Consider the following 21,731-nt stretch of genomic DNA (forward strand, 5'->3'; position numbering starts at 1 on the left):
CGTGTTGTAGTCGTTGACGTACAGCGAGACGGTCGGCGCGGCGGACCGGGCCCGCAGCGTGCGGGACCTGTGGCCCGACCCCGAGCGCTACGCCGGCCTCGTCGGGCAGCTCGACCGGTCCGGCGACCACCGGCTGGAGCGGCTCAGCATCCACGACGTCTACCGGCTGGACGAGGTGCGCCGCTCCTGGACGCTGTCGGTCCGGACCGTCCTGCGCGCGGCGGGCGACGACATCGACCGCATCGTCTGCGTCCACCAGGTGGCCGGCGGCGGGAACGGCGGCGGGAACGGCCGCCTCGCCGGCGTGCGGTACTGCCGGCCCGGCCGCGTCCGCGCCGAGGACGGCCTGATGGCGTTCGAGCTCGTCTTCGACCGGGTGCTGTCGGCGGGGGACACGGCGGTCGTCGAGTACGAGCTGGGCCCGGCGGGGGAGCCGCCGTCCGACAGCTACGACCGGCGCTTCTCCCATCCCGTCCACGACTACGTGGCGATCGTCCAGTTCGACGGCGACCGGCTGCCCGCGCGCTGCTACGGGTTCACCGCGGAGACCTCGCAGGCCCCGCGGCGGCGGCTCGGCGAGCTGTGGGTCGGCACGTCCGGCAGCGCGAACATCGCGGTCGGCGCCGTCCGGCGCGGCATCGTCGGCGTCGAATGGGAGTGGCACTAGCCTTTGGACCCCTGGTTGTGACAAGTTGCCTGTTGGCATCGGGGGCCATGGGCCTTACAGTGAGCGCGGAAGTCGCAATCGCAGGAGTCAAGGCCGTTGGACGGGGGCCGGCCGGAGCAGATCCGGAGGCCGCAGGTGCAGAGTGTCGCAGAGGACGATCTCCTACAGGTCCTCCAGTACGGTCCGTTCAACGTCGCCCTGCACGCCGCCATCCAGGCGCGCGGCCTCAGCCTCGACTCGCTGCGGCGCCGCCTGGAGGAGCAGGGCATCGCCGTCAGCCTGTCCACGCTGAGCTACTGGCAGCGCGGTCGGACCCGGCCCGAGCGCGCCGACTCGCTGCGCGCCGTCCGCGGCCTGGAGGTCATCCTCGAACTGCCGCGGCACTCGCTGCTGACGCTGCTGCGGCCCACCACCGAGCGGTCCGCCGGGCCGTGGCTGCCCGTCGAGGAGCTGTGCCCGGAGCCGGGCGTCCGCGACCTGCTGGACGAGATCGGCGACCGCGGCGAGCGGCTGCTCACCGGGCTCAGCCTGCACGACCAGTACATCGTCGGCCGCCGCCGGGAGCTGCGCGAGGTCCGCTGCCGGGCGGTGTTCCAGGCGCAGCAGCGCGGCGTCGACCGGTGGATCGCCGTCTACCACCACCCGCAGGGCGTCCTGCCGTCCTCGCGGACCGTGCGCGGCTGCCGGTTCGGGCGCGTCCGGATGGACGAGGCCAGCGGGCTCATCGCCGCCGAGCTGCTGTTCGACCGGGCGCTCGGCCGCGGCGAGACCTACCTGCTGGAGTACGGGTTCGGGTTCGACGAGACGGGCCCGCCCATCACCGAGGAGGGCCGCGGCTTCCGCACCCCGCAGCACGAGTTCCTCATCGAGGTGCGGTTCCACCCGTCCGCGCTGCCCGCCCGCTGCCACCGGACGTGGCGCCCCGACGGCCACACCGCGCTGAAGGACTCCGCCGACCTGCGCCTGTCCAGCTACCACAGCGTCCACTTCATCGAGTTCGGCATGGCCGCCGGCTACCACGGCATCCGCTGGGAGTGGGACTAGAGGACGAGGAGCCCGAGCAGCCGCTCCAGCTCGGCGGCGGGGTCGGCGGTGAGGCCGGCGTGCACCGGGCCGGGCTGGACGATCGTGCTGCGCGGCGCCGTCAGCCAGCGGAACCGCCGGCCCGGCGGCTCGGCGGCGGCCTGCCCGGCGCGCTCGCCGCCGCAGCACACCGCGTCCACGCCCTTGAGCGCGGCCCGGACGCCCTCCAGGTCGAGCGAGGGGTCCAGGGCGAGCAGGCGGCGCTCGTCCAGGTGCGTCCGGCAGCCGAGGTAGTCGAGCGCCCGGCAGTACACCACCACGCCCACGTTCATCGACTCGCCGCGCTCGACGCGCGGGACGACCCGCAGCGCCGCGTACTCGAACACCGTCGGCTCACCGGCCGTCCTGATATTGGTCATGACGGCCCGCCGAGCCAGCCGGGGCGGTTCTCCCCACGCCGCGCGGACGTGTTCGGCCCGTGGCCGCTGACGTCCAGGTCGGGCAGCCAGTCGCGCGGCTTGCCGGCGCGCGGCAGCAGGATGTCGACGTAGGCGTCGCGGAGCGCGTCCGGGCCGGCGAAGCCGGGCTCTCCCTCCAGCCACCGGTCGGGCACCAGCGCGGTCACCTCGCGCAGCAGCCCCTCGGTGATCCGCGGGGCGAGTTCGGCCTCGGCGGCCTCCAGCCGGGTCGCGTACGGGGTCAGCACGTGGTCGTCCACGTCGTACGGGCCGGCGAACAGCCGGGCCGCGTTCGACCACGCGTGGTGGAAGATGAGGCTCGCGCCGTGGTCGATCAGCCACACGTCGCCGTGCCAGACGAGCATGTTCGGGTTGCGCCAGCTGCGGTCGACGTTGCCGATGAACGCGTCCAGCCACAGCACCCGGGACGCGAAGTCCGCGTCGGGGCTCCAGCCCAGCGGGTCGAAGCCGAGCGACCCCGGCAGGAAGTCGACGCCGAGGTTCCAGCCGGGGCTGGCCTTGAGGAGGTCCTGGACGTCGGGGTCGGGCTCGTGCCGTCCGATGGCCGGGTCGAGGTCGATGAGCACCTGCTCGGGCACCCGGAAGCCGAGCCTGCGGGCCAGCTCGCCCGCGATCACCTCGGCGATCAGCGCCTTGCGCCCCTGCCCGGCGCCGTGGAACTTCATGACGTAGGTGCCGAGGTCGTCGGCCTCGACGATGCCCGGCAGGGAACCGCCCTCGCGGAGCGGCGTCACGTATCGGATGGCCGTCACATGTGGCAACACGTCGCAACGCTATCGGGTGGGGGTGCGGGCGGGATAATCGTTTACATGGGCGTTGAGCTGCTCGACCTTTCGGTGCCGATCACCACGGGCATGCCGGTGTACCCCGGCGATCCCGAGGTGGAGGCGGTCCCCGCCCTGACGGCCGCCGAGTCGGGGGTGAACGTCCTGCGCCTGCACATGGGGTCGCAGACCGGCACGCACGTGGACGCCCCGTTCCACATCGACGACTCCCTGCCCCGCCTGGACGAGTTGCCGCTGACCCGCTTCACCGGCCCGGCCGTGGTCATGGACGTCCGCGGCCTGCCGCCCCGCACGCCCATACCGCCGGACGCGCTCCCGTCCGGCCTCGCTCCCGGCGACGTCCTGCTGATCGCGACGGGCTGGTCGCGGCACTGGGGGACCGGCGGCTACCTCGCCCACCCGTACCCCGTCCCCGAGACCGCCGAGGCGATCATCGCGGCCGGGGTGCGCACGGTGGGCATCGACGCCCTCAGCGTCGACCGCACCCCGCCGCCCGGCTCCGGCGACTTCTCCCTGGCCGCCCACCGCGTCCTGTGCGGGGCGGGCGCGGTGATCGCCGAGAACCTGACCGGCCTGGATCGCCTCGTGGACGCCCAGGACGACGGCTGCGCGATCGAGGTCTCGCTCTTCCCCATCGCCCTGGCCGCCGCCGACGGCGCCCCGGTACGCGCCGTGGCCCGCGTGGACGACCGGGCCGTCCTGGTCTGAGCTAGCGGATCATGCGGAAGCAGAAGAAGGCGGGGAAGCGGTAGTACTGCCCCTTGCCCGCCTTCACCGCGCCCAGGATCATGAACACCCAGCTGCAGACGATGAACTCCAGGTACGGGACGATCAGCAGGGCGAGCAGGCCCCACGTCTCGGTGACGATCGCCGGCGGCACGCAGAAGGCCGCCACCACCAGGAAGTGGATCAGCATGGTCAGCTGCTGGTTCATCGACTGCGCCGCGTGGAACCGGGTGAGCGGCGAGGTGTTCTTCTTCGCCAGGTAGATGATCAGCGCCGGGAAGAAGTTGATCAGCACGTTGCCGAGGTAGGCGAAGATCGCCCAGGTCGTCTCCTCCGGGGGACCCTGCTGCGGCACGCCGTAGGGGACGCCCGGCGGGCCGTACCCCCACCGCGGGTCGTAGCCGCCGGGCGGCTGCCCGTAGGGCTCGGAGTAGGGCGGCGGCTGCCCGGGTGGCGGCGGAGGCTGGTCCGTCACGGCTGGTCCTCGGCGGGTCTGGGGCGGCTGGGGGTACCGCAGGAATCTATCCGAACCGGGGCCCGGTGTCCGGAGCGTTTCCCCGGCTATTCTAGAATTTCGTTCGGTCATGGGCGGTGCTGCGGGGGACGGACCCCGCGAGGAGGCTGGATGAGCGGGATCCCGATGGAGCGATCGGTGCTGGGGGAGGACGAGGCGGCGGCCCTGAGCGGCCTCGCCGCCCGCGTCCGCGAGCTGGCCGAGGCCACCGTGCTCACCGCGGCCGGCACCGCGGAGGCCGCCGCCGTCGCCGCCGAGATCGAGGCGCTGACCGCGCGGCTCGCCGCCGTCCGCCGGGACGCGCCGCCGTTCGTCCCGTCCAGTGAGCGGCGCATGGACCGGCAGATCGGCAACCCCGTCACCGGCGCCCTCAACCCGTTCGCGCCGCCCGTCGAGCTGACGGTCAGCTCGGACGGCATCGTCCGCGGCGAGTTCACGCTCGGCCCCGTCTACGAGGGCCCGCCGTCGTACGTGCACGGCGGCGTGTCCGCGATGGTGCTCGACCAGGTCCTCGGGATAGCGGCCGCCGCGTCCGGCACGCCCGGCATGACCGCCACCCTGGAGACCCGCTACCGCCGCCCGACCCCGCTCGGCGTGCCGCTCGCGGTGGAGGCGAAGGCCAGCCGGGTCGAGGGGCGCAAGGTCTACGCGTCCGGGACGATCTGCGGGCCGGACGGCCGCGTCACGGTGGAGGCCACCGCGATGTTCATCATGCCGCAGCGGTTCGCCGGCTGAAGAACACGTCCGTCAGCTTCTCGACCCTGAGGTGAAGGGTCGAGCTTGCAGTTCTGACTGGCCCACCTGGCTAATGGGCGTCAGGCCGCGTCGTCGGCAGCGTGACTCACTGCCCAGCCCGCGGCGCCGCGTGCGGCGATGTTGCGGGCTGCGTTGATGTCGGCGTGCTCAGCGAAGCCGCACGACGTGCACTTGAAGGTGGCCTGGTCGGGCCGGTTCTTGCGATGGATGTGGCCGCACGACGAGCACCCCTGCGAGGTGTAACGGGGGTCCACGAAGACCACCGGAACCCCGGCGCGTTTCGCCTTGTAGGTGATGAATGCGCCGAGCTGGGCGAAACTCCAGGTGTGCAGGGTGACCCGCTGGGGCTTGCGTAGCCGGACCCGCGCACGGATACCGCCCAGGTCTTCCAGGGCGATGCCGTGCGTGGTGCGTTGAGCCTCGGTCACGATCTGCTTGGAGATGCGGTGGTTGGTGTCGGCCGCGAACCGCGCCTCACGGCCCGACAAATGGCGCAGCAGCCGCTTGGCCGACTTGCTGCCTTTACGTTGCAGCCGCCGCCGGAGGCGGCGGTTGCGGTGGCGGACCTGGTTGACCTGCTTACCGGAGTGGACGGTGCCGTCGGACGTGGTGGCGATGTTGACTATGCCCAGATCCACCCCCACGAAGCCGTCCGGGATGTATTCCGGGGCTGAGGGGACGTCGCAGGTGGCGTGCAGGTAGAAGCAGTCGCCGCGCCACACCAGATCCGATTCGCCCCGCCGAGAGGCTGCCAGCAGCGCCGCCTGCTCGACCGAGCAGGCGAACGGGATGCCTTGGAGCCTGCCGCGGACCGTCCAGACGCTCACGGTGCGCTCAGCGATCTGCCAGGACAGGGACCGGTCGTCAAACGGCTGCGCGGCGTCCTTGCGGAACCGGACCGGCGTGCCCTCCACCCGGGCACGGCGCCGCGAGCCGACCGGCCCGTAGTTGCCGGCCTTCAGGTTCTCGGCCAGCGTGGCGTAGGCCCCCGCGACCTTGCGGACGCAGTGGATCGCCGGCTGCGCAGACAGGCCCATCGCCTTCAACTCGCCGTACACCAGCCGCTGCAGCGCGGTCTTACCGGTCACGCCGGTGGCGTGCGCGCGGCGGGAGGCGTGCCCGGCGGCCTGGTTGCACAGCTTAAGCGTCTCCCACAACGCCGCCGCGGTGGCGGTGTCGGGGAGTAGTTCGACCTGCACCACCAGTTTCACGCCTGAACCATAACATTGTGTGTCCAGGCTATTGCGGTGAGTTCAAGATGACGCAGCCGATCCCGGCCGCAGCCGCGATGTCGAGGCCCCCCAGTCGGACGGCCATGATGGCCGTACCTAGCCCGGCCCCACCGCGACTACACCTCCGGCCATCAGGGACACCGCACCTATCGGCATCGCGCGCGTGGAGAAGGGCGCCTTCTTCTCCGTGGGGGCTTCCGGGCGCCACCATCCGAAGCGCGTCGGTCAGCCGTCCACCGGGACGGCGAGCGCGATCGTGCCGCGCATGTCGAGCCAGACGGTGCCCGGGCCGCGGACCAGGCGCAGCACGATGTGATCGCATCCCGGGCAGCGTGCCACGAATCCGGGCGCGCGGCCGTAGACGCGCAGCGCGGCGACCGGCCCGGTGCGCCCGCAGCCGGCGCAGCGGCTCTCGGCGGCCGTCACGTCGACCGCGAAGATCTCCGCCAGCGGGCCCGCGATGGCGTTGCCGTCGGTGAAGGCGTCGCGCCGGTCGTCAAGGATCGCCATGTCATCCTCCGCTGGGGCCGAAGCGTTCCGTCCGGACGTTCCCGGGTGCGTGGCCGAGCAGGACGAGGTGGGCGGCGGCGTTCTCGACGAACCCGGTCGGCCCGCACACGTAGCAGGTCGGCTCGAAGTCGGCGGGCCACCCGTGCCGGACGAGGTCGTCGGGGGTGAGCCGTCCCGCCGGGCGCGTCCCGCCGGCCGGGGTGCTGCGCGTGTACAGGTAGGTCACGTCCAGGCCGGGGGAGCCCTTGTACAGCTCGGTCGCGTAGAACCGGTAGTCGGGGCCGCGCACCGACTGCAGCAGCCGGAACGGCACCCGGCTGCCGGCCGCCCGGCGCGTCCGGATCATGGACATCAGCGGGACGATGCCGGAGCCGCCCCCGACCAGCAGGACCGGCTCGGCCTGCTCGGGCCGCCACACGAACCAGCCGCCCACGGGCCCGCGGATCTCCGCCAGGTCGCCCGGCATCATCTCGCTGACGAGGTAGGGCGACACCTCGCCGTTCACCACGCGCTGGACCGTCAGCTGGACGCGCTCGCCGTCGGACGAGGACGCGACCGAGTAGCTGCGCTGCGCGCTGTAACCGTCCTCGGCGGTGAGCCGGACGTCCACATGCTGGCCCGCCACGTGGCCGGGCCATCCGGCCACGTCGAAGACCAGCGTGACGGCCGTCGCGGTCTCGGCGCGCCGCTCCAGCAGCTCGGCGGCCTGCCAGCGCAGCCGCCCGCCTAGTCGCCCTGGTACCGCTGCTCGCGCCATGGGTCTCCGTAGTCGTGGTAGCCGGCGGTCTCCCAGAACCCGGGCTCGTCCTCAAGCCCGAGCCGGATTCCACGTACCCATTTCGCCGACTTCCAGAAGTACAGGTGCGGGACGAGGAGCCGGGCCGGGCCGCCGTGTTCCGCGGGCAGTTCCTCGCCGTCGTAGCAGTAGGCGATCCACGCCTTGCCGCCGAGCAGATCCTCCAGCGGGAGATTCGTGGTGTAGCCGCCGTAGGAGTGGACGAGAGTGAAGTCGGCGGCGCTCTCCACGTCCTCGAAAAGAACGTCCAAAGAAACGCCCCGCCATTGTGTGTCGAATTTTGACCATTTAGTGACGCAGTGCAGGTCGACCGTGGGCGTCTCGGCGGGCAGCGCCATCAGGTCGTCCCAGGTCCAGCGGTACTCGGTGCCGGTCTCGGTGCCGATGGTGAACTCCCACTCGTCCAGCGGGACGTGCGGGGTCGGACCCGCCGACAGCACCGGGAAGTCGAACGTCTCGTACTGGCCCGGCGGGAGTTCGTGGTCGCCGGAAGGCCGCCGTCCGCGGAATCCGCGGGAAATGATGGGCATGGCGTCCTTGTTCCCCGCCTCGGCTCAGTATTCGTAGACTTTCACGATCGGATCGTGCTCGTACCAGGACGCGATGACCGACGAGGTGTGCTTGTCGTTGAGGAAGTCGACGCGGAGCCATCCCTCGGCCTGCGTCACGCGCGTCTCGTACCCGGGATTCGGCGTCGCCGAGACGAGCCGCACCCGGTCCTTCTCGATGGACATCGCGGCGCGCCCGCCGCGCGTGGCGTAACTGCGCACGTTGTCGGGCGTCTTCGGCGTCTTCTGCGGATGGTCGGGCTTGGCCGGCGGCGGCTTCGCGGACTTCGACGGCTTGGGCGCCCTGTCCTCGCCGTCCGGCGGGCTGGGCCGCGCGGTCGGCGACCCGATCGTCGTCGGCCCCGGCGGCGTGGACGGGCTGGAGTGGATGACGGGCCCCGCGATCGGCGGCGGCGCCGACCGCTCCGACACCGCGCCGCGGACGACGTCGCGCACCCCGAGCCACGAGAAGGCCACCGCGAGCGCGGTCACCCCGGCCCACGGGGCAACATACGACATTGCGCGACGCATGGGCACATGGTGGCATACGGTTCCGCCATGGCGAGTGTTTTGGTGGTCGAGGATGACGCTAATGTCCGGACCGCCCTGATTCGGGAACTGAGCGTGCGGTCGCATGTCGTGCGCAGCGTCGGGACCGCGATGGACGCCCTGCGCGAGGTCACGCAGGCGCCCCCCGACGTCGTCGTGCTCGACCTCGGGCTTCCCGATCTCGACGGCGCGGAGGTGCTGAAGATGCTGCGCGGCATCTCCGACGTCCCGGTCATCATCGCGACGGCGCGCGACGACGAGCCGGAGATCGTCCGGTTACTGAACGCGGGCGCCGACGACTACCTCATCAAACCGTTCTCGATCGAGCACCTCAGCGCCCGGCTGGCGGCGGTGCTGCGCCGGTCGGCGCGGTCCGGGCCGACCGCCGAGCTCAGCGTCGGCGGCCTGCACATCGACCTCGACCGGCGCGAGGCGCTGCTGGACGGCAACTCCCTGGAGCTGACCCGCCGCGAGTTCGACCTGCTCGCCTACCTCGCCGCCCGGCCCGGCCGGGTGGTCGCGCGGCGCGAGCTGCTCGCCGAGGTGTGGCGGCAGGCGTACGGCGACGACCAGACCATCGACGTCCACCTGTCCTGGCTGCGCCGCAAGCTCGGCGAGACCGCCGCCGCCCCCCGCTACCTGCACACGGTGCGCGGGGTCGGGGTCCGGCTGGCCGAACCCGACCCGCGCTCATGAGGAAGACGCTCGTCCTGGTGTCCCTGGCGGTCACCTCGATGGTCGCGCTGGCGTTCCTGATCCCGCTCGCGCTGACCATCCGGGAGATCGCCCGGGACCGCGCCCTCACCACCGCCGAGCGGCAGGCCAGCGCGCTCGGCCCCGTCCTCGTCGTCACCGAGGACCCCGCCGCCCTCGAACGCGCCGTCGCCAGCACGCAGGCCGGCGCCGCCGGGCGGATGACCGTGCACCTGCCGGACGGCGGGCTCGTCCCGAAGAACGCGCACGGCGACTTCAGCGCCCGCCCCGAGCAGCTCACCGAGGCCGGGCGGCGCGGGCGCTCCTACACCGCCAGCGTCAACGGCGGGTACGCGCTCCTCCAGCCGGTGTCGCTCGACGCCGGCCGCACCGCCGTCGTCGAGGTGTTCCTGCCGGACGACGACCTCTCGCGCGGCGTGTGGAAGGCGTGGCTCGTCATGACGACGGTCGCCTGCGCGCTCGTCGCCGGGTCCGTCGCCGTCGCCGACCGGCTCGGCAACCGCATGATCCGCTCCACCCGGCGGCTCGCCGAGGCGGCGGGCGCCTTCGGGGACGGCGAGCTGTCCGTCCGCATCGAACCGGACGGGCCGCCCGAACTGATCGAGGCGGGGCTCGCGTTCAACGCGATGGCCGACCACGTCGTCCAGCTCCTGTCGGCCGAGCGCGAGATGGCCGCCGACCTGTCGCACCGCCTGCGCACCCCGATGGCCGCGCTCCGGCTGAACGCCGAGGCGCTCGGCGACGGCCCGGTCGCCGAGCAGACCCGCGAGGCCGTCGACCGCCTCGAACGCGAGGTCGACCAGATCATCCGGACCGTCCGGCGGCCCACCGGGCGGGGCAGCTGCGACGCCGCCAAGGTGCTGCGCGACCGGGTCGCGTTCTGGTCCGTCCTCGCCGAGGACGAGGGGCGCTCCTGCGAGCTGATCGGCGCCGACGGGCCCGCGCCGCTGCCCGTCCCCGGCACCGAGCTGGCCGCCGCCGTCGACGCGCTGCTCGGCAACATCTTCCGGCACACCGCCGAGGGCACCGGCTTCGTCGTCACCCTCCACCAGGGGCAGGGCGTCACCGGCATCCTCGTCGCCGACGGCGGCCCCGGCATCGCCGACCCGGACGCGGCGCTGAAGCGCGGCAGCAGCGGCGGCGGCTCCACCGGCCTCGGCCTGGACATCGCCCGCCGCGCCGCCGAGTCCAGCGGCGGCTACCTGCGCATCCACCGCAGCGTCCTCGGCGGCGCGCAGGTGCAGATGTGGTTCCGGACCCGCTGGCTGCCGCCCGCCCGCCGCTCCCGCCGCCTGGTCGGCCGCCGCCGCCACTCGCGGACCTGACGGCGGGCTTAAATCCGCCTTAACCACGAGGACCGCGCCTCGGCGCGGCCCTAGCCTGGCGGCCATGAAGCGCCCCCGCTCCCCGTACGCGCCGCGCCGCTCCCAGTACGCGGCCGCCGCGGCCATCGCCGTCCTGGGCCTGGTCGTCGCCGCGGTCATCGCGGTCGCCGCCATCCTCGCCAGCGGCAACGTCCCGACGGCGCCCAGCTCGTACGAGATCCAGATCGTCCGCGTCGCCTGCCCGGCAGCGAAGACCGGGCCGGCGCCCGGTGGGGCGGCGGCCCGGTCGGAGAGCGCTCAGCAGTTGTAGTACTTGATGTACCACTTGCCGTTGCCGTTACCGAGTTTGTAGTCGGCGATCCAGCGCTGGTGCCTCATCCGCACCCACAGGTATCCGTCCCGGCGCTGGATCGTGTTCCAGTCGGTGCGGACCCGCGTCCCGTGCTCCAGGGCGTAGACCTTCGTGTAACCGAGGCCCGGCCCGGTGCGGACGTTCAGGCCGTTCGCGGGCAGGACCCTCCCGTAGCACCAGCGGACGCGCTCCTCGTCCCTGGTGAGGAGCCGGTCCATCGCCTTGGCGGCGCCCTCGGGCCCCACCACGATGGCCCCGGGCCCGTGCCCTTCCTCTTCCTGCTGCCCCGGCTGCGGCTGCGGCGGCGGCTGCGCCTCGGCGGCCGCCCCGGCGCTCAGCGTCCCCCAGGCGAGCACGCCCGCCGCGAGCCCCGCACCGAGCTTCGTCCCTACACGCATCTATCCCCTCCAGGTCTCGTCCGACATGCAGTCAGAACATTACCCAGAGTCACATAAGAGGGACACAATGTAACGAAGACTCTTCTTGGCCGACCGGGGTCATCGCCCCTTGAGGGCACTGGATAAGGGTGGCTCAGCCCTTCCCTAAGTGAGGCTTAAAGGCGTTCTGCGGGGGGTCCGCGCGGCATAGCGTTGCGGGTGTCAGATTGAAGAGACGGCGGAGGTGCACAGGCGGAGAGCGAAGCGAACGTCGGCTGAGGTTCCGACTGAGGTTCCTGATTGAGACAGGTTTCTGGCCCGCACGGCCTCGTAACCCCGCTCTGGGGCCGTGCGGGCCAGAATCCTTTTTCAGCGGGGAAGGGCGCCCAGCAGGAGGAGGCGGAAGGCGTCGGCGGTGCCGGTCGCGGTGGTGTCGCCGGTGGCGAGGCGGCGGATGGCGAGGCCGTAGAGCATGGTGACGACCGCGGGGGCGTGGCGTTCCGGGTCCGGGATGTCGAGGGCCTTGAGGACGGCGGTGGCGAGTCCGTCGTAGGCCGCTACGGACCGTTTCGAGGTTTCGCGCAGGGACGGGTCGCGGGCCGCGTGCAGGTGGAGTTCCAGGTTCGCTATCTGCTCGGGTCCGTCGGTGAAGTCGAGGATGGCCTTCTCGACCTGGTCGGGGGCCTGGACGGGCGCCATGCCGGAATCGGCCAGCGCCGTGACGTAGGCGGTTATGCGGGTTATCTCTTCTTCCACGAAGGTGTGCAGGGCCTCGCGGAGGAGGTCCTCCTGGCTCGGGAAGTGGTAGGTGAGGGAGCCGAGGGAGACGCCGGCCGCGCGGGCGACGGCGCGGTTGGTCACGGCGCCGATCCCTCGCTCGCCGATGAGGCGGAGGGTGGCTTGCAGGATCTGGTCGCGGGCGCTCATCGGTGCACAGTCTTCCCTACCGTTGGTGCGTTCAGTATCGTTCGTTCGAACGAACGATAGCGGGAGGTCGTGTGGTGCTGGGCTTGGCGGGGCAGGCGGAGGCGCTGGCGCGGGGCGACGTGTCGTCCAGCGAGCTGGTGGAGGAGAGCCTGGAGGTCATCGGGCGCAAGGAGTCGCTCGGCGCGTTCCGGGTGGTGCGGGCCGAGGCCGCGGCGCAGGAGGCGCTGGAGGCGGACAAGCGGCTCGCGGACGGGGACCGGCTGCCGCTGCTCGGGGTGCCCGTGGCCATCAAGGACGACACGGACCTGGCGGGGGAGACCACGCCGTTCGCGGTGGCCGGGGACCACCTGCCGGCGAAGCGGGACGCGGAGGTCGTGCGGAGGCTGCGGGCGGCCGGGGCCGTCATCGTCGGGAAGACCACGACCTGTGAGCTGGGATTGTGGCCGTTCAGTGAGTCGGCGGAGTTCGGGTGCGCCCGGAACCCGTGGAATCCCGAGTACACGCCGGGTGGGTCGTCGGGGGGTTCGGCGGCGGCCGTGGCGGCGGGAATGGTCGCGGGGGCGGTCGGGTCCGATGGGGCCGGGTCGATTCGCATTCCGGCGGCCTGGACCGGGCTGGTGGGCATCAAACCGCAGCGGGGACGGGTCTCCGGGTATCCGCAGACCGATCCGTTCAACGGGATCACGGTGTGGGGGCCACTGGCGCGGAGCGTCGAGGACGCCGCTTTGATGCTCGATGTCATCAGCGGAAGCCATCCCGACGATGTGTATCAGATCGATTCGCCGGTGACGTCGTTCGCCGAGGCCGCCAGGCGGGAGCCGAGGCGGTTGCGGATCGCCGTTTCGTACAGGACGGCCTTCGGAGTCAGCGGGAAGCTCGATCCCGAGATCCGGAAGGCCGTTGAGCGGCTGGCGCGGAGGCTGACCGATCTGGGGCACAAGGTCTTCCCCGCCGACCCCGACTATGGGCTCGTGGGGCTCGGGCTCATTCCGCGCGGCACCGCCGGTGTCGCGGACTGGCTGGATTCCCTGCCGAACGCGCGGCCCGACCACCGGACGGAGGTCGAGGCGCGCATCGGCCGGGTCGTCGGGAAACGGCTGCTGCCGCTGGCGAAGAGAATGGACCCGTATCTGCGGAGGAGGGTCGGGAGCATCTTCCGGTTCGCCGACGTGGTGATGACGCCGACCACCGCTCAGCCGCCGTTGAGGGTCGGGGCCTTCGACGGCGCCGGTTACCAGAGGACGCAGTCGGGTGTCGCGGCGGCCTGCCCTTATGCGTGGACGTGGAATGTGCTGGGGTGGCCCGGCGTGAACGTGCCTGCGGGGTTCACCAAGCGCGGTCTGCCGATTGGGGCCCAGCTTCTCGGTCACGACTCCGACGAGGCCACGCTCATCTCGCTCGCCGCCCAGCTGGAGGCCGTCGAAGGGTGGACCGAACGGCGTCCCTGAAAGCGTGGCGGGCCGCGCGGAGCGGCCCGCCGTTGGTCAGTACCCCGCGCCGGTCAGCATGCCGCCGTCGACCAGGACCTCGCTGCCGGTGCAGTAGGACGAGTCGTCCGAGGCCAGGTACACGACCAGCCCCGAGACCTCCTTGGACTTGGCCATCCGGCCGAGGGGCAGCGACTGCATGAACGCGTCGGCGCTGCCGGCCTTCGCCGCGATGATGTCGTCCTGCATGAACAGCGGGGTCACCACGCCGCCGGGGTGGATGGAGTTCACCCGGATGCCGTACTGGCCGAGCTCGCGGGCGGCGGACTTGGTGAGGCCGCGGACGCCGAACTTGCTGGCGCTGTAGGCGGCGAGGCCGGACGCGCCGATGAAGCCCTCGGTGGAGGAGACGTTGACGATCGAGCCGCCGCCGGCCGCCCGCATCGGCGCGGTCACCGTCTTCACGCCGAGCCACTGGCCGACCAGGTTCACCTCCAGGATCTGGCGGAACTCGTCGAGCGCCATGTCCTCGATGGTCTTGTGCCGGATGATCCCGGCGTTGTTGACCAGGACGTTCAGCGCGCCGAACGCGGTCGTCGCGGTCTCGACGGCGGTCTGCCAGTCGTCCGGCGAGGTCACGTCCATCCGGACGAACCGGGCGCCGTCCCCGAGGTCGGCGGCGAGCTTGGCGCCCTCCTCCTCCAGGACGTCTCCGAACACGACCTTGGCGCCCTCGTCCAGGAACCGGCGGACGTGCGACTTGCCCATCCCGCGCGCACCACCGGTGATCAGCGCCACCTTGCCGTCAAGCTGCCCCATCAACGCTCCTCGAAGCCGGTTGCCTGCCCAGTAACCTAGCGAACGCTTGGTCAACCGAACAAGGCGCCCCCGGCCGCCTCAACCGGTGCGCAGGCCGTCGAAGAGCAGCGCCAGCATCCGGTCGGCGTACGCGCCGGGATCGGGGGTGCGCTCGGACGCGACGCCGATCGCGTTGGTGAGCCGCAGCAGGTCGCGCGGGTCGATCTCGGCGCGGATCGCCCCCGCCCGCTGCGCCCGCTCCAGCAGCCGGCCGAGCGCGTCGCAGATCGCGGCGGCCGCGGCGCCGAGGCCGGTGTCGGCCCACTCCGCCGACATCGCCTCGATGATCACGGTGGAGGTGCCGCGCGGGGTCGCCGCGCCCGCGAGGTAGGTGCGCAGCCACCGGCCCAGCGCCTCCTCGGCGTCCGGCCGGGCCGTCAGCTCGTCGGCGTGCGCGAGGAGCCCGTCGATCCGCTCCCGCAGGACGGCGTGCAGCAGCGCGTCCCGGGTGGGGAAGTGGCGGTACAGCGTCCCGGAGCCGACGCCCGCGCGCTTGGCGATGTCGTCGAGGGACGCGCCCGTGCCGTGCTCCATGAAGGCGGTGCGGGCGGTCGTGATGAGTCGCTCGTAGTTGCGGCGGGCGTCGGCCCGCATCGGGCGGGTGTCCATGGGCACCGTCCAGCGGTTCAGCGGACGACCTGCGGTGGTCGCCGCCTGGCTTAGGGACGAGCCTGCCATCTCCGCGGGGCACAACGCTACCCGGTGAGGGCTTCCCTGGACAGCCGGTCGGCCCTGCGCGTGGTCTCCGGCAGCCGGTATTCGGGCGTGAGGGCGAGGACGTTCCGGCACGCCGTATCGAGGTCGGCGCGGTGCCCGACGGACACGAACACCGGCTTCACACCGTCCCGCGTGCGCAGCACACGTCCCACGACCTCGCCGCCGTCCAGCAGCGGGCTCGCGTCCCCGCGCCGCGCGCCCGGCTGCGCATACGTGCCGATGAAGGCGGTCTTGCCGACGCCGATGGTCGGCAGCCCGGTCAGGACGCCGAGGTGGCAGGCGAGCCCGAACCGCCGTGGATGCGCGACCCCGAACCCGTCGCAGACCAGCAGGTCGGGCGTGGTCGTGAGGCCGCGGAGCGCGTCGAGCAGCGTCGGCAGCTCACGGAACGCGAACAGGCCCGGGACGTACGGGAAGGCGGCCGTGCCGACGGCGACCGACTCCTCCAGCACCTCCAGCGTCGTACCGTCCAGGACGACCACCGCGGCGGCGAGCCGTGCCCCGCCGCCGTCGCCCGCGTAGGAGACGTCCAGCCCCGCGACGGTGCGCGGCGCGACCGGCCCGGGGACGGACAGGTCGAGCATCGGACGCAGCCGGTCCTGGATCGCCTCCGCCTCCTCGGCCGTGGACGGCCAGGCGTGAAGCTCGCGCACCTCCATGTCCCGGCACGTTACCGGGGAGGCTAGGACAGCGACGCGTAGGCGGCCTGGGCCAGCCGGTAGGCGCGCAGGTCGCCGGACACCTGGTCGCCCATCATGTTCGGCAGGTAGGCCAGCGCGAGCCCCGCGTCCGGGTCGCCGAGGCCGATCGAGCCGCCCGCGCCGGTGTGCCCGAACGCCGACTCCCGTCCCGCCGCCGGGACGAAGAATGTCTGGGACGGACGCATGAAGCCGAGCCCGAACGAGCTGTCGACGAGCAGCGTCCGGTCCGGGCCGGAGACGTGCGGGCGGATCCCCTCCCGCAGCGTGTCCGGGCGCACGATCCGGCCCGCCACGAGGTCGCGGTAGAAGGCGGCGAACGCGGGCGCGGTGGCGAGCATCCCGGCGGACGGCCAGCCGGCGCGCAGCACGACCGGGTTGTTGTAGCCGCCCTTGCCCGGATGCGGGCTGTTCAGCGCCCGGTTCATCATGCTGTCCGGGTCGGTGTACGCGGCGGCGAGACGCGTCAGCATGTCGTGGTCGGGAACCTTGGGGGAGTCGGCGGCGCCGCGCCGTGCCGCCGACATCTTCGCGGCGCGCTCGATCACGGCGTCGGGGGAGCCGATCCACAGGTCGAGGTCGCGGGTGAACTCGTTGTCGGCGAACGCGCCGACCGTCCGTCCCGAGTGGCGCCGGACGATCTCGCCGGCGAGCCAGCCGTAGGTCAGCGCGTGGTAGCCGTGCGCCTCGCCGGGCGTCCACTCCGGCTTCTGCGCGGCCAGCTCCGCCGCGAGCGCCGGAGCGTCCGCCGCCTCCTCCGCCGGCACCGGACGGGCGAACGCAGGCAGCCCCGCCTGGTGCGACAGCAGGTGCGCGGCGGTCGCGCCGCCCTTGCCCTCGGCGCCGAACTCCGGCCACCAGTCCGTCACCGGGCCGTCCACGTCGTAGGCGCCGCGCTCGGCGAGCAGCAGCGCGGCGGCGGCCGTGACCGCCTTGGTGCAGGAGAACCCGAAGCAGGGCGTGTCGGGCAGCCACTCGCGGCCGGTGCGGCGGTCGGCGACGCCGCCCCACAGGTCGACGACCTTGCGGTCGCCCGCGTAGACGGCGACGGCGGCGCCCAGTTCGCGTCCCTCGGCGAAGTTCCGCTCGAACACCTCGCGGACGGCGGCGAACGCCGGATCGCAGTGTCCCTGCACAGTGCCCATGGCCGCATTCCTCTCGACGGGTCCTCCATAGAATCACGTTCTAGGATTCCCCGCCGGGCCGGCGCGGTCAGCGGCCCAGATGGTGGACGGGCTCGGTCAGCGGCTCTGCCGCGGGCTGGGCGAGCCGGGTGCGGCCGAACTCCAGCGTCAGCAGGGCGGCGGCCAGCAGCGCGATGTCGAACCAGGAGCGGAAGACGACGTTGCGCGGCTTGTAGGACGGCCTGAACTTCTTGTTGAACAGGTACAGCGACTCGACGGCGATCCACGGGTCCAGCAGGTGGAGGGCCTGGTAGCCGGCCCTCTCCAGCAGCCCGCGCTCGCCGCTGTCGAGCAGCTCCCGGAACGCGGCGAAGTTCAGCGAGACGACGCCGTGGCCGTGCTCGGCCGCGTACTCGATCATCTCGACGATGAGGCGCTCGTTGACGCCGTTCGGCCCGCCGGGGCTGCGCCGCATCGCGTCCAGGCTGATGCCCTGCCCGGCGGCGACGTAGCGCTGGAACGCGATGGGCTCCTTGCCCTCGCCGTAGGCGACCGCGACGACCGCGCCGGGGTGGTAGCCGGTGAGCAGCTCGTCCAGGTTCATGGAGAAGCCGCGTTCGGCCGCGCCGCCGAGGGAGCGGGACGCGACGTCCAGCAGCCGGCCGCGCAGCGCGGGCGTGAGCTCGCGCTCCGGGACGATCCGGGACGTGACCCCCGCGTTCTCGGTGCGCTTCACCGCCTGCCGGACGTTGCGCATCCGGCGCCCGGTCAGCGTGAACTCGCCGGGGCGGACGACGACCTCGTCGCCGAACCCGATCGTGCGGCACGGCCCCCAGGCGGGCAGCAGCCCGTCGCTCGCGCCGAGGACGGCCGGGCGCCAGCCCGCCGTCCGGCACATCGCGAGGAACGCGCGGACGGCGTCGTCGTACGAGGCGGGGTCGCCGACCGGGTCGCCGCCCGCGACCGCGACGCCGAACAGCACGCGGTAGCCGAGCGCGGCCCGCCCGTCGGCGCTGAACACGTACGCCTTGTCGCGGCGCAGCGCGAACGGGGCGAGGGTGTCGGAGCCGGGGTGCGCGACGAGGCCCGCGACGCGGCGGCGCTCCCGCTCGTCGCCGGGCGGCGGCGCGGGGTCGGGCGCGAGCAGCGTGGTGACCAGGACGAGCAGCCCGGCGGCCCCGGCGAGGCCGAGCAGGCCCGGCAGCCAGGACGCCCCGTCCAGCGGCGCGCCGGTGGACCCGAGACCGGCGGCGACGGCGCCGACCGACCGGACCGACACCCCGCCGAACAGCAGCGAGACGGCGATGGCGGCGATCACCAGCAGCGCGCCGGTCTTCACCGCCGTGCGCACGCGCTCGTGGTGCGGGCGCACCGGGAACCGGTCGCGCTCCAGCCACAGCCCGCCGAGGACGGCGCCGAGGATCGGCAGCCGCCACAGCGGATCCTCGCCGGTGACGACGGCGAGCAGGCCGAGCCCGACCAGCACGACGAGGCCGTACCAGGCCGCGCGGCGCAGCAGCAGGACGCCGCGGGCGACGAGGGCGAGCGCCAGCCCGAGGGCGATGGCGTGCGCGGGGGCGAGCGGGCTGCCGGTGACGATCCGGGACAGCCGGCCGAGCCACTGCGGGGAGCCGGGCAGCGCCGGCACCGCGATGAGCAGGGCGACGAGCGCCGTCACCAGCGCGAGCGGCCACACCGGCCGCACGGCCGTGTGCGCGAGCGGTTTCCCTGGTTGCACGACGGACACCTCCGTTGAGCCCCCAACCAAGATCCTTTGGAACTCATTCCCCGGGCCGGACGTTGAATATGCCTCCCATCGCAGCCTACGCCGGGATCCGCAGCGTGGCCGTACCCGGCCAGGGGAGGGGGACACCACTAGTGTCGAGGTGATGAAGAGGCTGCTGCTCGTCCATCACACGCCCTCCCCGTCCGTCCAGGCGATGTTCGAGGCGGTGCGCGCGGGCGCGTCCACCGACGAGATCGAGGGCGTGGAGATCGTGTCCCGCGCGGCGCTGGCGGCGACCGCCGTGGACGTCCTGGAGGCGGACGGCTACCTGCTCGGCTCGCCGGTCAACCTCGGCTACCTCTCCGGGGCGCTGAAGCACTTCTTCGACCAGATCTACTACCCGTGCCTGGAAGAGACGGTCCGCCGCCCGTTCGGGGCGTTCCTGCACGGCAACAACGACGCGACCGGCGCGCTGCGGGCGCTCGACTCCATCACCACGGGGCTGAAGTGGAAGCCCGTCCAGCCGCCGGTGGTGGTGACGGGCGAGCCCGGCAAGGCCGATCTTGAGGCGTGCTGGGAACTCGGCGCGATCACGGCGGCGGAACTCGGCGGCGTCTGAGGGGGCGGCCGGTAGTTTTCCCGCATGAGTGGTTTCCGTCATGTGGTGATGTTCAAGTGGGCCGAGGGGACGACGACCGGCCAGCAGGACGAGGTCGCGGCGAAGCTGGGCGAGCTGCCCGGCGTCATCCCCGAGATCGGGGCGTACAGCCTCGGGGTGAACGCGGGCGTGAACCCCGGCGGCTACGAGTTCGTGGTCGTCGCGGACTTCGCCGACCGCGACGCCTACCTCGTCTACCGCGACCATCCGGCGCACCGCGCGGTCGTCGACGCGTTCATCACGCCGATCGCGGCGGAGCGCGCCGCGATCCAGTATGAGACGTGAGAAACAATAAAACCGAGCAAGTGCTTGTTTCCAAACCCGTTTCGGGTTAGTTTCAGCAGAGACGCCCGCTGGGAACGGATCGCGCCCCGTTCCCGGCGGGCGGCGCACCGAGGTGCGCCGGCCGGGCTCAGCCGAAGCCGCGCACGCTCATGATCTCCTCGCGCAGCTGCTGCGGGGTCTGCGCCTCCACCAGCCGCGGGCCGTCCCGCAGCGGCACCATCGCCCACCACGATCCGGTCGCCTCGCCGTACCAGACGCGGACTCCCGGGAACGTCTCCTGCAGAGCGCGCGCCGTCGCGGCGCGCAGGGCCGGGGGCGTGGGCTCGTCGCGGCCGGCGCCCTGGTGAGCCGTCATGCCGCCCTCCCCCGGTCGATCACTCCGGTAACAGCGTCCCCACGGGCCAATGCGTCACCCCTACTCGGCAATTTGTGACTAAGCACACTATGGGGGTTAGGGGGTGCTCACTGCGGGATACCGCGCCGGATGTGCCCGAACCGAAGTATTCGGCGGGCCGAAAGGGGCGACGCGCGGGGCTAGTGCAGGTTGATGCCGTCGAACATGACCTTGAGGTAGTGCTCCGCGAGGCCCTCGGCGTTCAGCCCGCCACCCGGCCGGAACCAGCGGACGGCCACCCACACGGTGTCGCGGATCATCCGGTAGGTCAGCGTCGGGTCGAGGTCCTGGCGGAAGAACCCGTCCCGCTGGCCCGCCCGGAGCGTGTCCACCCACATCTTCTCGACCTCGTCCTCGGACTTGATCAGGTAGGTGAACCGGTCCATGCCCTTGAGGTAGTTCCAGTCGTTCTGCATCACCGTGATCGCCGCCCGGTGCGGCTCCAGGGTGCCGAACGCGACCCGGACCAGCCCGGCGATGGTGTCGCGCGGGTTGCGGCCCTCCTCGAGCACCGCCTGGGAGGAGGCCATGATCTCGGTGAAGAAGCCGGCCAGGATCTCGTCCACGATCGACTCCTTGGAGTCGAAGTGGTGGTAGAGGCTGCCGGACAGGATGCCCGCCTCGTCGGCGATGTTGCGGACCGTGGTGGCCTGGAAGCCCTTCTCGGCGAAGAGTTCGGCGGCGAGCTTGACCAGGTGTTCGCGCCGTTCCGACGCCAGGGCCGAGGAGCCCCGGCCGCGCCGGCGGGGACCGCCCTCGCCCGCGGCACGGGTTCTGGATCGTCCGGACTTAGCGCTCGTGGTCGTCACCCTCTCATTATGCCGTGCCGCCCAACCGCTTGCTCGATTCGGTCGCCGCCCCAGGTTACGGCCAATTACCAAGCGCTTGCTACGGGTACGGGCGAGGTATCTCGCGCGCGCCGCATAGGCTCGGGCACATGCCCGATGTGATCGTGTTCGACCTGTACGGAGTCATCGCCCGCACCCAGACCCCGGCGGCGATCGCGCGGATCGAGGAGATCGCCGGGACGTCCGGCCCCGCGTTCTGGGACGCCTACTGGGGCTGCCGCCCCGGCTACGACGCCGGCCAGGAGAGCGCGGCCTACTGGGCGGACGTCGCCGCCCGCCTCGGCGCCCGGTTCCCCGACGTCCCCGCCCTGATCGAGGCCGACCTGGACAGCTGGACGGACGTCGACGACGAGATGGTCGCCCTCGTCCACGACCTCGCCGACGAGGGCCGCACGCTCGGGCTGCTCTCCAACATCATCGGCGACCTGGTGCCCCGCTTCGAGGCGAGGCACGGCGCCGTGCTCGACCGTTTCGACGCGCTCGTCTACTCGTGCAGGATCGGCGTGGCCAAGCCCGACCCGCGCGCCTACGAGATCTGCGCCGAGCGCCTCGGCGTCAAGCCCGCCGACGTCCTCTTCTTCGACGACACCGACCGCAACATCGTCGCCGCCCGCGAGGTCGGCATGCACGCCGAACTCTTCACCGGCCCCACCCAGATCCGCGCCCTGACCCGCTGACGCCCTGACCCGCTGACGCGGTGGCGGCCCGCCGCCCGG

General features: G+C 72.4%; 28 protein-coding genes. 11 read left to right on the forward strand and 17 right to left on the reverse strand.

The window, feature by feature from the left end; all coding sequences use genetic code 11:
* Positions 1–13: 13 nt before the first annotated feature.
* Positions 14–667 carry a hypothetical protein gene (locus HUX53_RS22940; protein ID WP_176405287.1) on the forward strand — a complete coding sequence of 218 codons (654 nt, stop codon included), beginning with the start codon at positions 14–16 and terminating at the stop codon, positions 665–667.
* Positions 668–802: 135 nt separating this feature from the next.
* Positions 803–1,711, forward strand: coding sequence for a hypothetical protein (locus HUX53_RS22945; protein WP_176405288.1), 909 nt, complete (start codon positions 803–805; stop codon positions 1,709–1,711).
* Here the strand turns inward: HUX53_RS22945 and HUX53_RS22950 are convergent.
* Positions 1,708–2,109 (reverse strand): DUF3037 domain-containing protein, encoded by a 402-nt coding sequence (locus HUX53_RS22950; protein ID WP_176405289.1) that lies wholly within the window; start codon positions 2,107–2,109, stop codon positions 1,708–1,710. The two genes, HUX53_RS22945 and HUX53_RS22950, sit on opposite strands and share 4 nt — an antisense overlap.
* On the reverse strand, positions 2,106–2,933 hold the full coding sequence (locus HUX53_RS22955) for a HipA family kinase (protein ID WP_176405290.1): 828 nt from the start codon (positions 2,931–2,933) through the stop codon (positions 2,106–2,108). Before HUX53_RS22955 ends, HUX53_RS22950 begins: the two co-directional genes overlap by 4 nt.
* Before the next feature lie 45 nt (positions 2,934–2,978).
* Between HUX53_RS22955 and HUX53_RS22960 the strand changes: the two genes are divergently transcribed.
* Positions 2,979–3,662 carry a cyclase family protein gene (locus HUX53_RS22960; protein WP_176405291.1) on the forward strand — a complete coding sequence of 228 codons (684 nt, stop codon included), beginning with the start codon at positions 2,979–2,981 and terminating at the stop codon, positions 3,660–3,662.
* 1 nt (position 3,663) lies between these two features.
* Here HUX53_RS22960 and HUX53_RS22965 read toward each other — a convergent pair whose 3' ends face one another.
* Entirely contained in the window at positions 3,664–4,155 is a 492-nt protein-coding gene (locus tag HUX53_RS22965; RefSeq protein ID WP_309237384.1) for a DUF4870 domain-containing protein, read from the reverse strand.
* A 150-nt stretch (positions 4,156–4,305) separates the two neighbouring features.
* Between HUX53_RS22965 and HUX53_RS22970 the strand changes: the two genes are divergently transcribed.
* Positions 4,306–4,929 carry a PaaI family thioesterase gene (locus HUX53_RS22970; RefSeq protein WP_176405293.1) on the forward strand — a complete coding sequence of 208 codons (624 nt, stop codon included), beginning with the start codon at positions 4,306–4,308 and terminating at the stop codon, positions 4,927–4,929.
* An 80-nt stretch (positions 4,930–5,009) separates the two neighbouring features.
* On the opposite strand, the gene HUX53_RS22975 is transcribed toward HUX53_RS22970, so the two are convergent.
* The 5 genes from HUX53_RS22975 to HUX53_RS22995 form a co-directional block, all read right to left on the reverse strand.
* Positions 5,010–6,161 carry an RNA-guided endonuclease TnpB family protein gene (locus tag HUX53_RS22975; RefSeq protein ID WP_176405294.1) on the reverse strand — a complete coding sequence of 384 codons (1,152 nt, stop codon included), beginning with the start codon at positions 6,159–6,161 and terminating at the stop codon, positions 5,010–5,012.
* Between the two features lie 246 nt (positions 6,162–6,407).
* Positions 6,408–6,692 (reverse strand): DUF6510 family protein, encoded by a 285-nt coding sequence (locus tag HUX53_RS22980; protein ID WP_176405295.1) that lies wholly within the window; start codon positions 6,690–6,692, stop codon positions 6,408–6,410.
* Between the two features lies 1 nt (position 6,693).
* The gene (locus HUX53_RS22985; protein ID WP_176405296.1) at positions 6,694–7,449 is read right to left on the reverse strand and encodes a ferredoxin reductase; all 756 of its coding nucleotides are present in this window, start codon (positions 7,447–7,449) and stop codon (positions 6,694–6,696) included.
* Positions 7,419–8,018, reverse strand: coding sequence for a sulfite oxidase-like oxidoreductase (locus HUX53_RS22990; protein WP_176405297.1), 600 nt, complete (start codon positions 8,016–8,018; stop codon positions 7,419–7,421). The genes HUX53_RS22985 and HUX53_RS22990 overlap by 31 nt, the downstream gene beginning before the upstream one ends.
* A 24-nt stretch (positions 8,019–8,042) precedes the next feature.
* Entirely contained in the window at positions 8,043–8,567 is a 525-nt protein-coding gene (locus HUX53_RS22995; RefSeq protein WP_176405298.1) for a hypothetical protein, read from the reverse strand.
* Between the two features lie 27 nt (positions 8,568–8,594).
* Between HUX53_RS22995 and HUX53_RS23000 the strand changes: the two genes are divergently transcribed.
* The 3 genes from HUX53_RS23000 (at position 8,595) to HUX53_RS23010 (ending at position 10,934) form a co-directional block, all read left to right on the forward strand.
* Positions 8,595–9,281 (forward strand): response regulator transcription factor, encoded by a 687-nt coding sequence (locus HUX53_RS23000; RefSeq protein ID WP_176405299.1) that lies wholly within the window; start codon positions 8,595–8,597, stop codon positions 9,279–9,281.
* Complete coding sequence (locus HUX53_RS23005; protein ID WP_176405300.1) at positions 9,278–10,624, forward strand: HAMP domain-containing sensor histidine kinase; 1,347 nt, start codon at positions 9,278–9,280, stop codon at positions 10,622–10,624. The genes HUX53_RS23000 and HUX53_RS23005 overlap by 4 nt, the downstream gene beginning before the upstream one ends.
* A gap of 64 nt (positions 10,625–10,688) precedes the next feature.
* Positions 10,689–10,934, forward strand: coding sequence for a hypothetical protein (locus HUX53_RS23010; RefSeq protein WP_176405301.1), 246 nt, complete (start codon positions 10,689–10,691; stop codon positions 10,932–10,934).
* Here the strand turns inward: HUX53_RS23010 and HUX53_RS23015 are convergent.
* Positions 10,922–11,374 carry an SH3 domain-containing protein gene (locus tag HUX53_RS23015; protein WP_176405302.1) on the reverse strand — a complete coding sequence of 151 codons (453 nt, stop codon included), beginning with the start codon at positions 11,372–11,374 and terminating at the stop codon, positions 10,922–10,924. The genes HUX53_RS23010 and HUX53_RS23015 overlap by 13 nt on opposite strands.
* 348 nt (positions 11,375–11,722) lie before the next feature.
* Entirely contained in the window at positions 11,723–12,280 is a 558-nt protein-coding gene (locus tag HUX53_RS23020) for a TetR/AcrR family transcriptional regulator (protein ID WP_176405303.1), read from the reverse strand.
* Positions 12,281–12,354: 74 nt separating this feature from the next.
* Here HUX53_RS23020 and HUX53_RS23025 point away from each other — a divergent pair, with 74 nt between their 5' ends.
* Complete coding sequence (locus HUX53_RS23025; protein ID WP_309237385.1) at positions 12,355–13,728, forward strand: amidase; 1,374 nt, start codon at positions 12,355–12,357, stop codon at positions 13,726–13,728.
* A gap of 36 nt (positions 13,729–13,764) precedes the next feature.
* Here the strand turns inward: HUX53_RS23025 and HUX53_RS23030 are convergent, their stop codons facing one another.
* From HUX53_RS23030 to HUX53_RS23050, 5 genes are all read right to left on the reverse strand, one after another.
* On the reverse strand, positions 13,765–14,526 hold the full coding sequence (locus HUX53_RS23030; protein WP_176405305.1) for a glucose 1-dehydrogenase: 762 nt from the start codon (positions 14,524–14,526) through the stop codon (positions 13,765–13,767).
* Between the two features lie 78 nt (positions 14,527–14,604).
* On the reverse strand, positions 14,605–15,243 hold the full coding sequence (locus HUX53_RS23035; RefSeq protein WP_255205535.1) for a TetR/AcrR family transcriptional regulator: 639 nt from the start codon (positions 15,241–15,243) through the stop codon (positions 14,605–14,607).
* A 17-nt stretch (positions 15,244–15,260) separates the two neighbouring features.
* A complete protein-coding gene (locus tag HUX53_RS23040; RefSeq protein WP_176405306.1) occupies positions 15,261–15,941 on the reverse strand; it encodes an endonuclease V in 681 nt (226 codons plus the stop codon).
* Positions 15,942–15,964: 23 nt separating this feature from the next.
* Positions 15,965–17,125, reverse strand: coding sequence for a serine hydrolase domain-containing protein (locus HUX53_RS23045; protein ID WP_176405307.1), 1,161 nt, complete (start codon positions 17,123–17,125; stop codon positions 15,965–15,967).
* Between the two features lie 67 nt (positions 17,126–17,192).
* Positions 17,193–18,842 (reverse strand): phosphatidylglycerol lysyltransferase domain-containing protein, encoded by a 1,650-nt coding sequence (locus HUX53_RS23050; RefSeq protein ID WP_176405308.1) that lies wholly within the window; start codon positions 18,840–18,842, stop codon positions 17,193–17,195.
* A gap of 151 nt (positions 18,843–18,993) precedes the next feature.
* Between HUX53_RS23050 and HUX53_RS23055 the strand changes: the two genes are divergently transcribed.
* The gene (locus HUX53_RS23055; protein WP_176405309.1) at positions 18,994–19,449 is read left to right on the forward strand and encodes a flavodoxin family protein; all 456 of its coding nucleotides are present in this window, start codon (positions 18,994–18,996) and stop codon (positions 19,447–19,449) included.
* A 24-nt stretch (positions 19,450–19,473) separates the two neighbouring features.
* A complete protein-coding gene (locus tag HUX53_RS23060) occupies positions 19,474–19,773 on the forward strand; it encodes a Dabb family protein (protein WP_176405310.1) in 300 nt (99 codons plus the stop codon).
* Positions 19,774–19,900: 127 nt separating this feature from the next.
* Here HUX53_RS23060 and HUX53_RS23065 read toward each other — a convergent pair whose 3' ends face one another.
* Positions 19,901–20,128, reverse strand: a complete 228-nt coding sequence (locus HUX53_RS23065; protein WP_176405311.1) for a hypothetical protein — start codon at positions 20,126–20,128, stop codon at positions 19,901–19,903.
* A gap of 179 nt (positions 20,129–20,307) precedes the next feature.
* Positions 20,308–20,976, reverse strand: coding sequence for a TetR family transcriptional regulator (locus HUX53_RS23070; RefSeq protein WP_176405312.1), 669 nt, complete (start codon positions 20,974–20,976; stop codon positions 20,308–20,310).
* Positions 20,977–21,104: 128 nt separating this feature from the next.
* Here HUX53_RS23070 and HUX53_RS23075 point away from each other — a divergent pair, with 128 nt between their 5' ends.
* Complete coding sequence (locus HUX53_RS23075; RefSeq protein WP_176405313.1) at positions 21,105–21,692, forward strand: HAD family phosphatase; 588 nt, start codon at positions 21,105–21,107, stop codon at positions 21,690–21,692.
* The last annotated feature ends 39 nt before the right edge of the window (positions 21,693–21,731 follow it).

It is taken from the genome of Actinomadura sp. BRA 177 (genome assembly GCF_013372625.1).
Taxonomy (GTDB): Bacteria; Actinomycetota; Actinomycetes; order Streptosporangiales; family Streptosporangiaceae; genus Spirillospora.

Bases quoted from the DNA above. Each gene is read 5' to 3' on its own strand.
- HUX53_RS22950 (WP_176405289.1), bottom strand. From the start codon at position 2,109: ATGACCAATATCAGGACGGCCGGTGAGCCGACGGTGTTCGAGTACGCG.
- HUX53_RS22960 (WP_176405291.1), top strand. From the start codon at position 2,979: ATGGGCGTTGAGCTGCTCGACCTTTCGGTGCCGATCACCACGGGCATG.
- HUX53_RS22970 (WP_176405293.1), top strand. From the start codon at position 4,306: ATGAGCGGGATCCCGATGGAGCGATCGGTGCTGGGGGAGGACGAGGCG.
- HUX53_RS22980 (WP_176405295.1), bottom strand. From the start codon at position 6,692: ATGGCGATCCTTGACGACCGGCGCGACGCCTTCACCGACGGCAACGCC.
- HUX53_RS22985 (WP_176405296.1), bottom strand. From the start codon at position 7,449: ATGGCGCGAGCAGCGGTACCAGGGCGACTAGGCGGGCGGCTGCGCTGG.
- HUX53_RS22990 (WP_176405297.1), bottom strand. From the start codon at position 8,018: ATGCCCATCATTTCCCGCGGATTCCGCGGACGGCGGCCTTCCGGCGAC.
- HUX53_RS22995 (WP_176405298.1), bottom strand. From the start codon at position 8,567: ATGCGTCGCGCAATGTCGTATGTTGCCCCGTGGGCCGGGGTGACCGCG.
- HUX53_RS23000 (WP_176405299.1), top strand. From the start codon at position 8,595: ATGGCGAGTGTTTTGGTGGTCGAGGATGACGCTAATGTCCGGACCGCC.
- HUX53_RS23005 (WP_176405300.1), top strand. From the start codon at position 9,278: ATGAGGAAGACGCTCGTCCTGGTGTCCCTGGCGGTCACCTCGATGGTC.
- HUX53_RS23010 (WP_176405301.1), top strand. From the start codon at position 10,689: ATGAAGCGCCCCCGCTCCCCGTACGCGCCGCGCCGCTCCCAGTACGCG.
- HUX53_RS23015 (WP_176405302.1), bottom strand. From the start codon at position 11,374: ATGCGTGTAGGGACGAAGCTCGGTGCGGGGCTCGCGGCGGGCGTGCTC.
- HUX53_RS23020 (WP_176405303.1), bottom strand. From the start codon at position 12,280: ATGAGCGCCCGCGACCAGATCCTGCAAGCCACCCTCCGCCTCATCGGC.
- HUX53_RS23030 (WP_176405305.1), bottom strand. From the start codon at position 14,526: ATGGGGCAGCTTGACGGCAAGGTGGCGCTGATCACCGGTGGTGCGCGC.
- HUX53_RS23035 (WP_255205535.1), bottom strand. From the start codon at position 15,243: ATGGCAGGCTCGTCCCTAAGCCAGGCGGCGACCACCGCAGGTCGTCCG.
- HUX53_RS23040 (WP_176405306.1), bottom strand. From the start codon at position 15,941: ATGGAGGTGCGCGAGCTTCACGCCTGGCCGTCCACGGCCGAGGAGGCG.
- HUX53_RS23045 (WP_176405307.1), bottom strand. From the start codon at position 17,125: ATGGGCACTGTGCAGGGACACTGCGATCCGGCGTTCGCCGCCGTCCGC.
- HUX53_RS23055 (WP_176405309.1), top strand. From the start codon at position 18,994: ATGAAGAGGCTGCTGCTCGTCCATCACACGCCCTCCCCGTCCGTCCAG.
- HUX53_RS23060 (WP_176405310.1), top strand. From the start codon at position 19,474: ATGAGTGGTTTCCGTCATGTGGTGATGTTCAAGTGGGCCGAGGGGACG.
- HUX53_RS23065 (WP_176405311.1), bottom strand. From the start codon at position 20,128: ATGACGGCTCACCAGGGCGCCGGCCGCGACGAGCCCACGCCCCCGGCC.
- HUX53_RS23075 (WP_176405313.1), top strand. From the start codon at position 21,105: ATGCCCGATGTGATCGTGTTCGACCTGTACGGAGTCATCGCCCGCACC.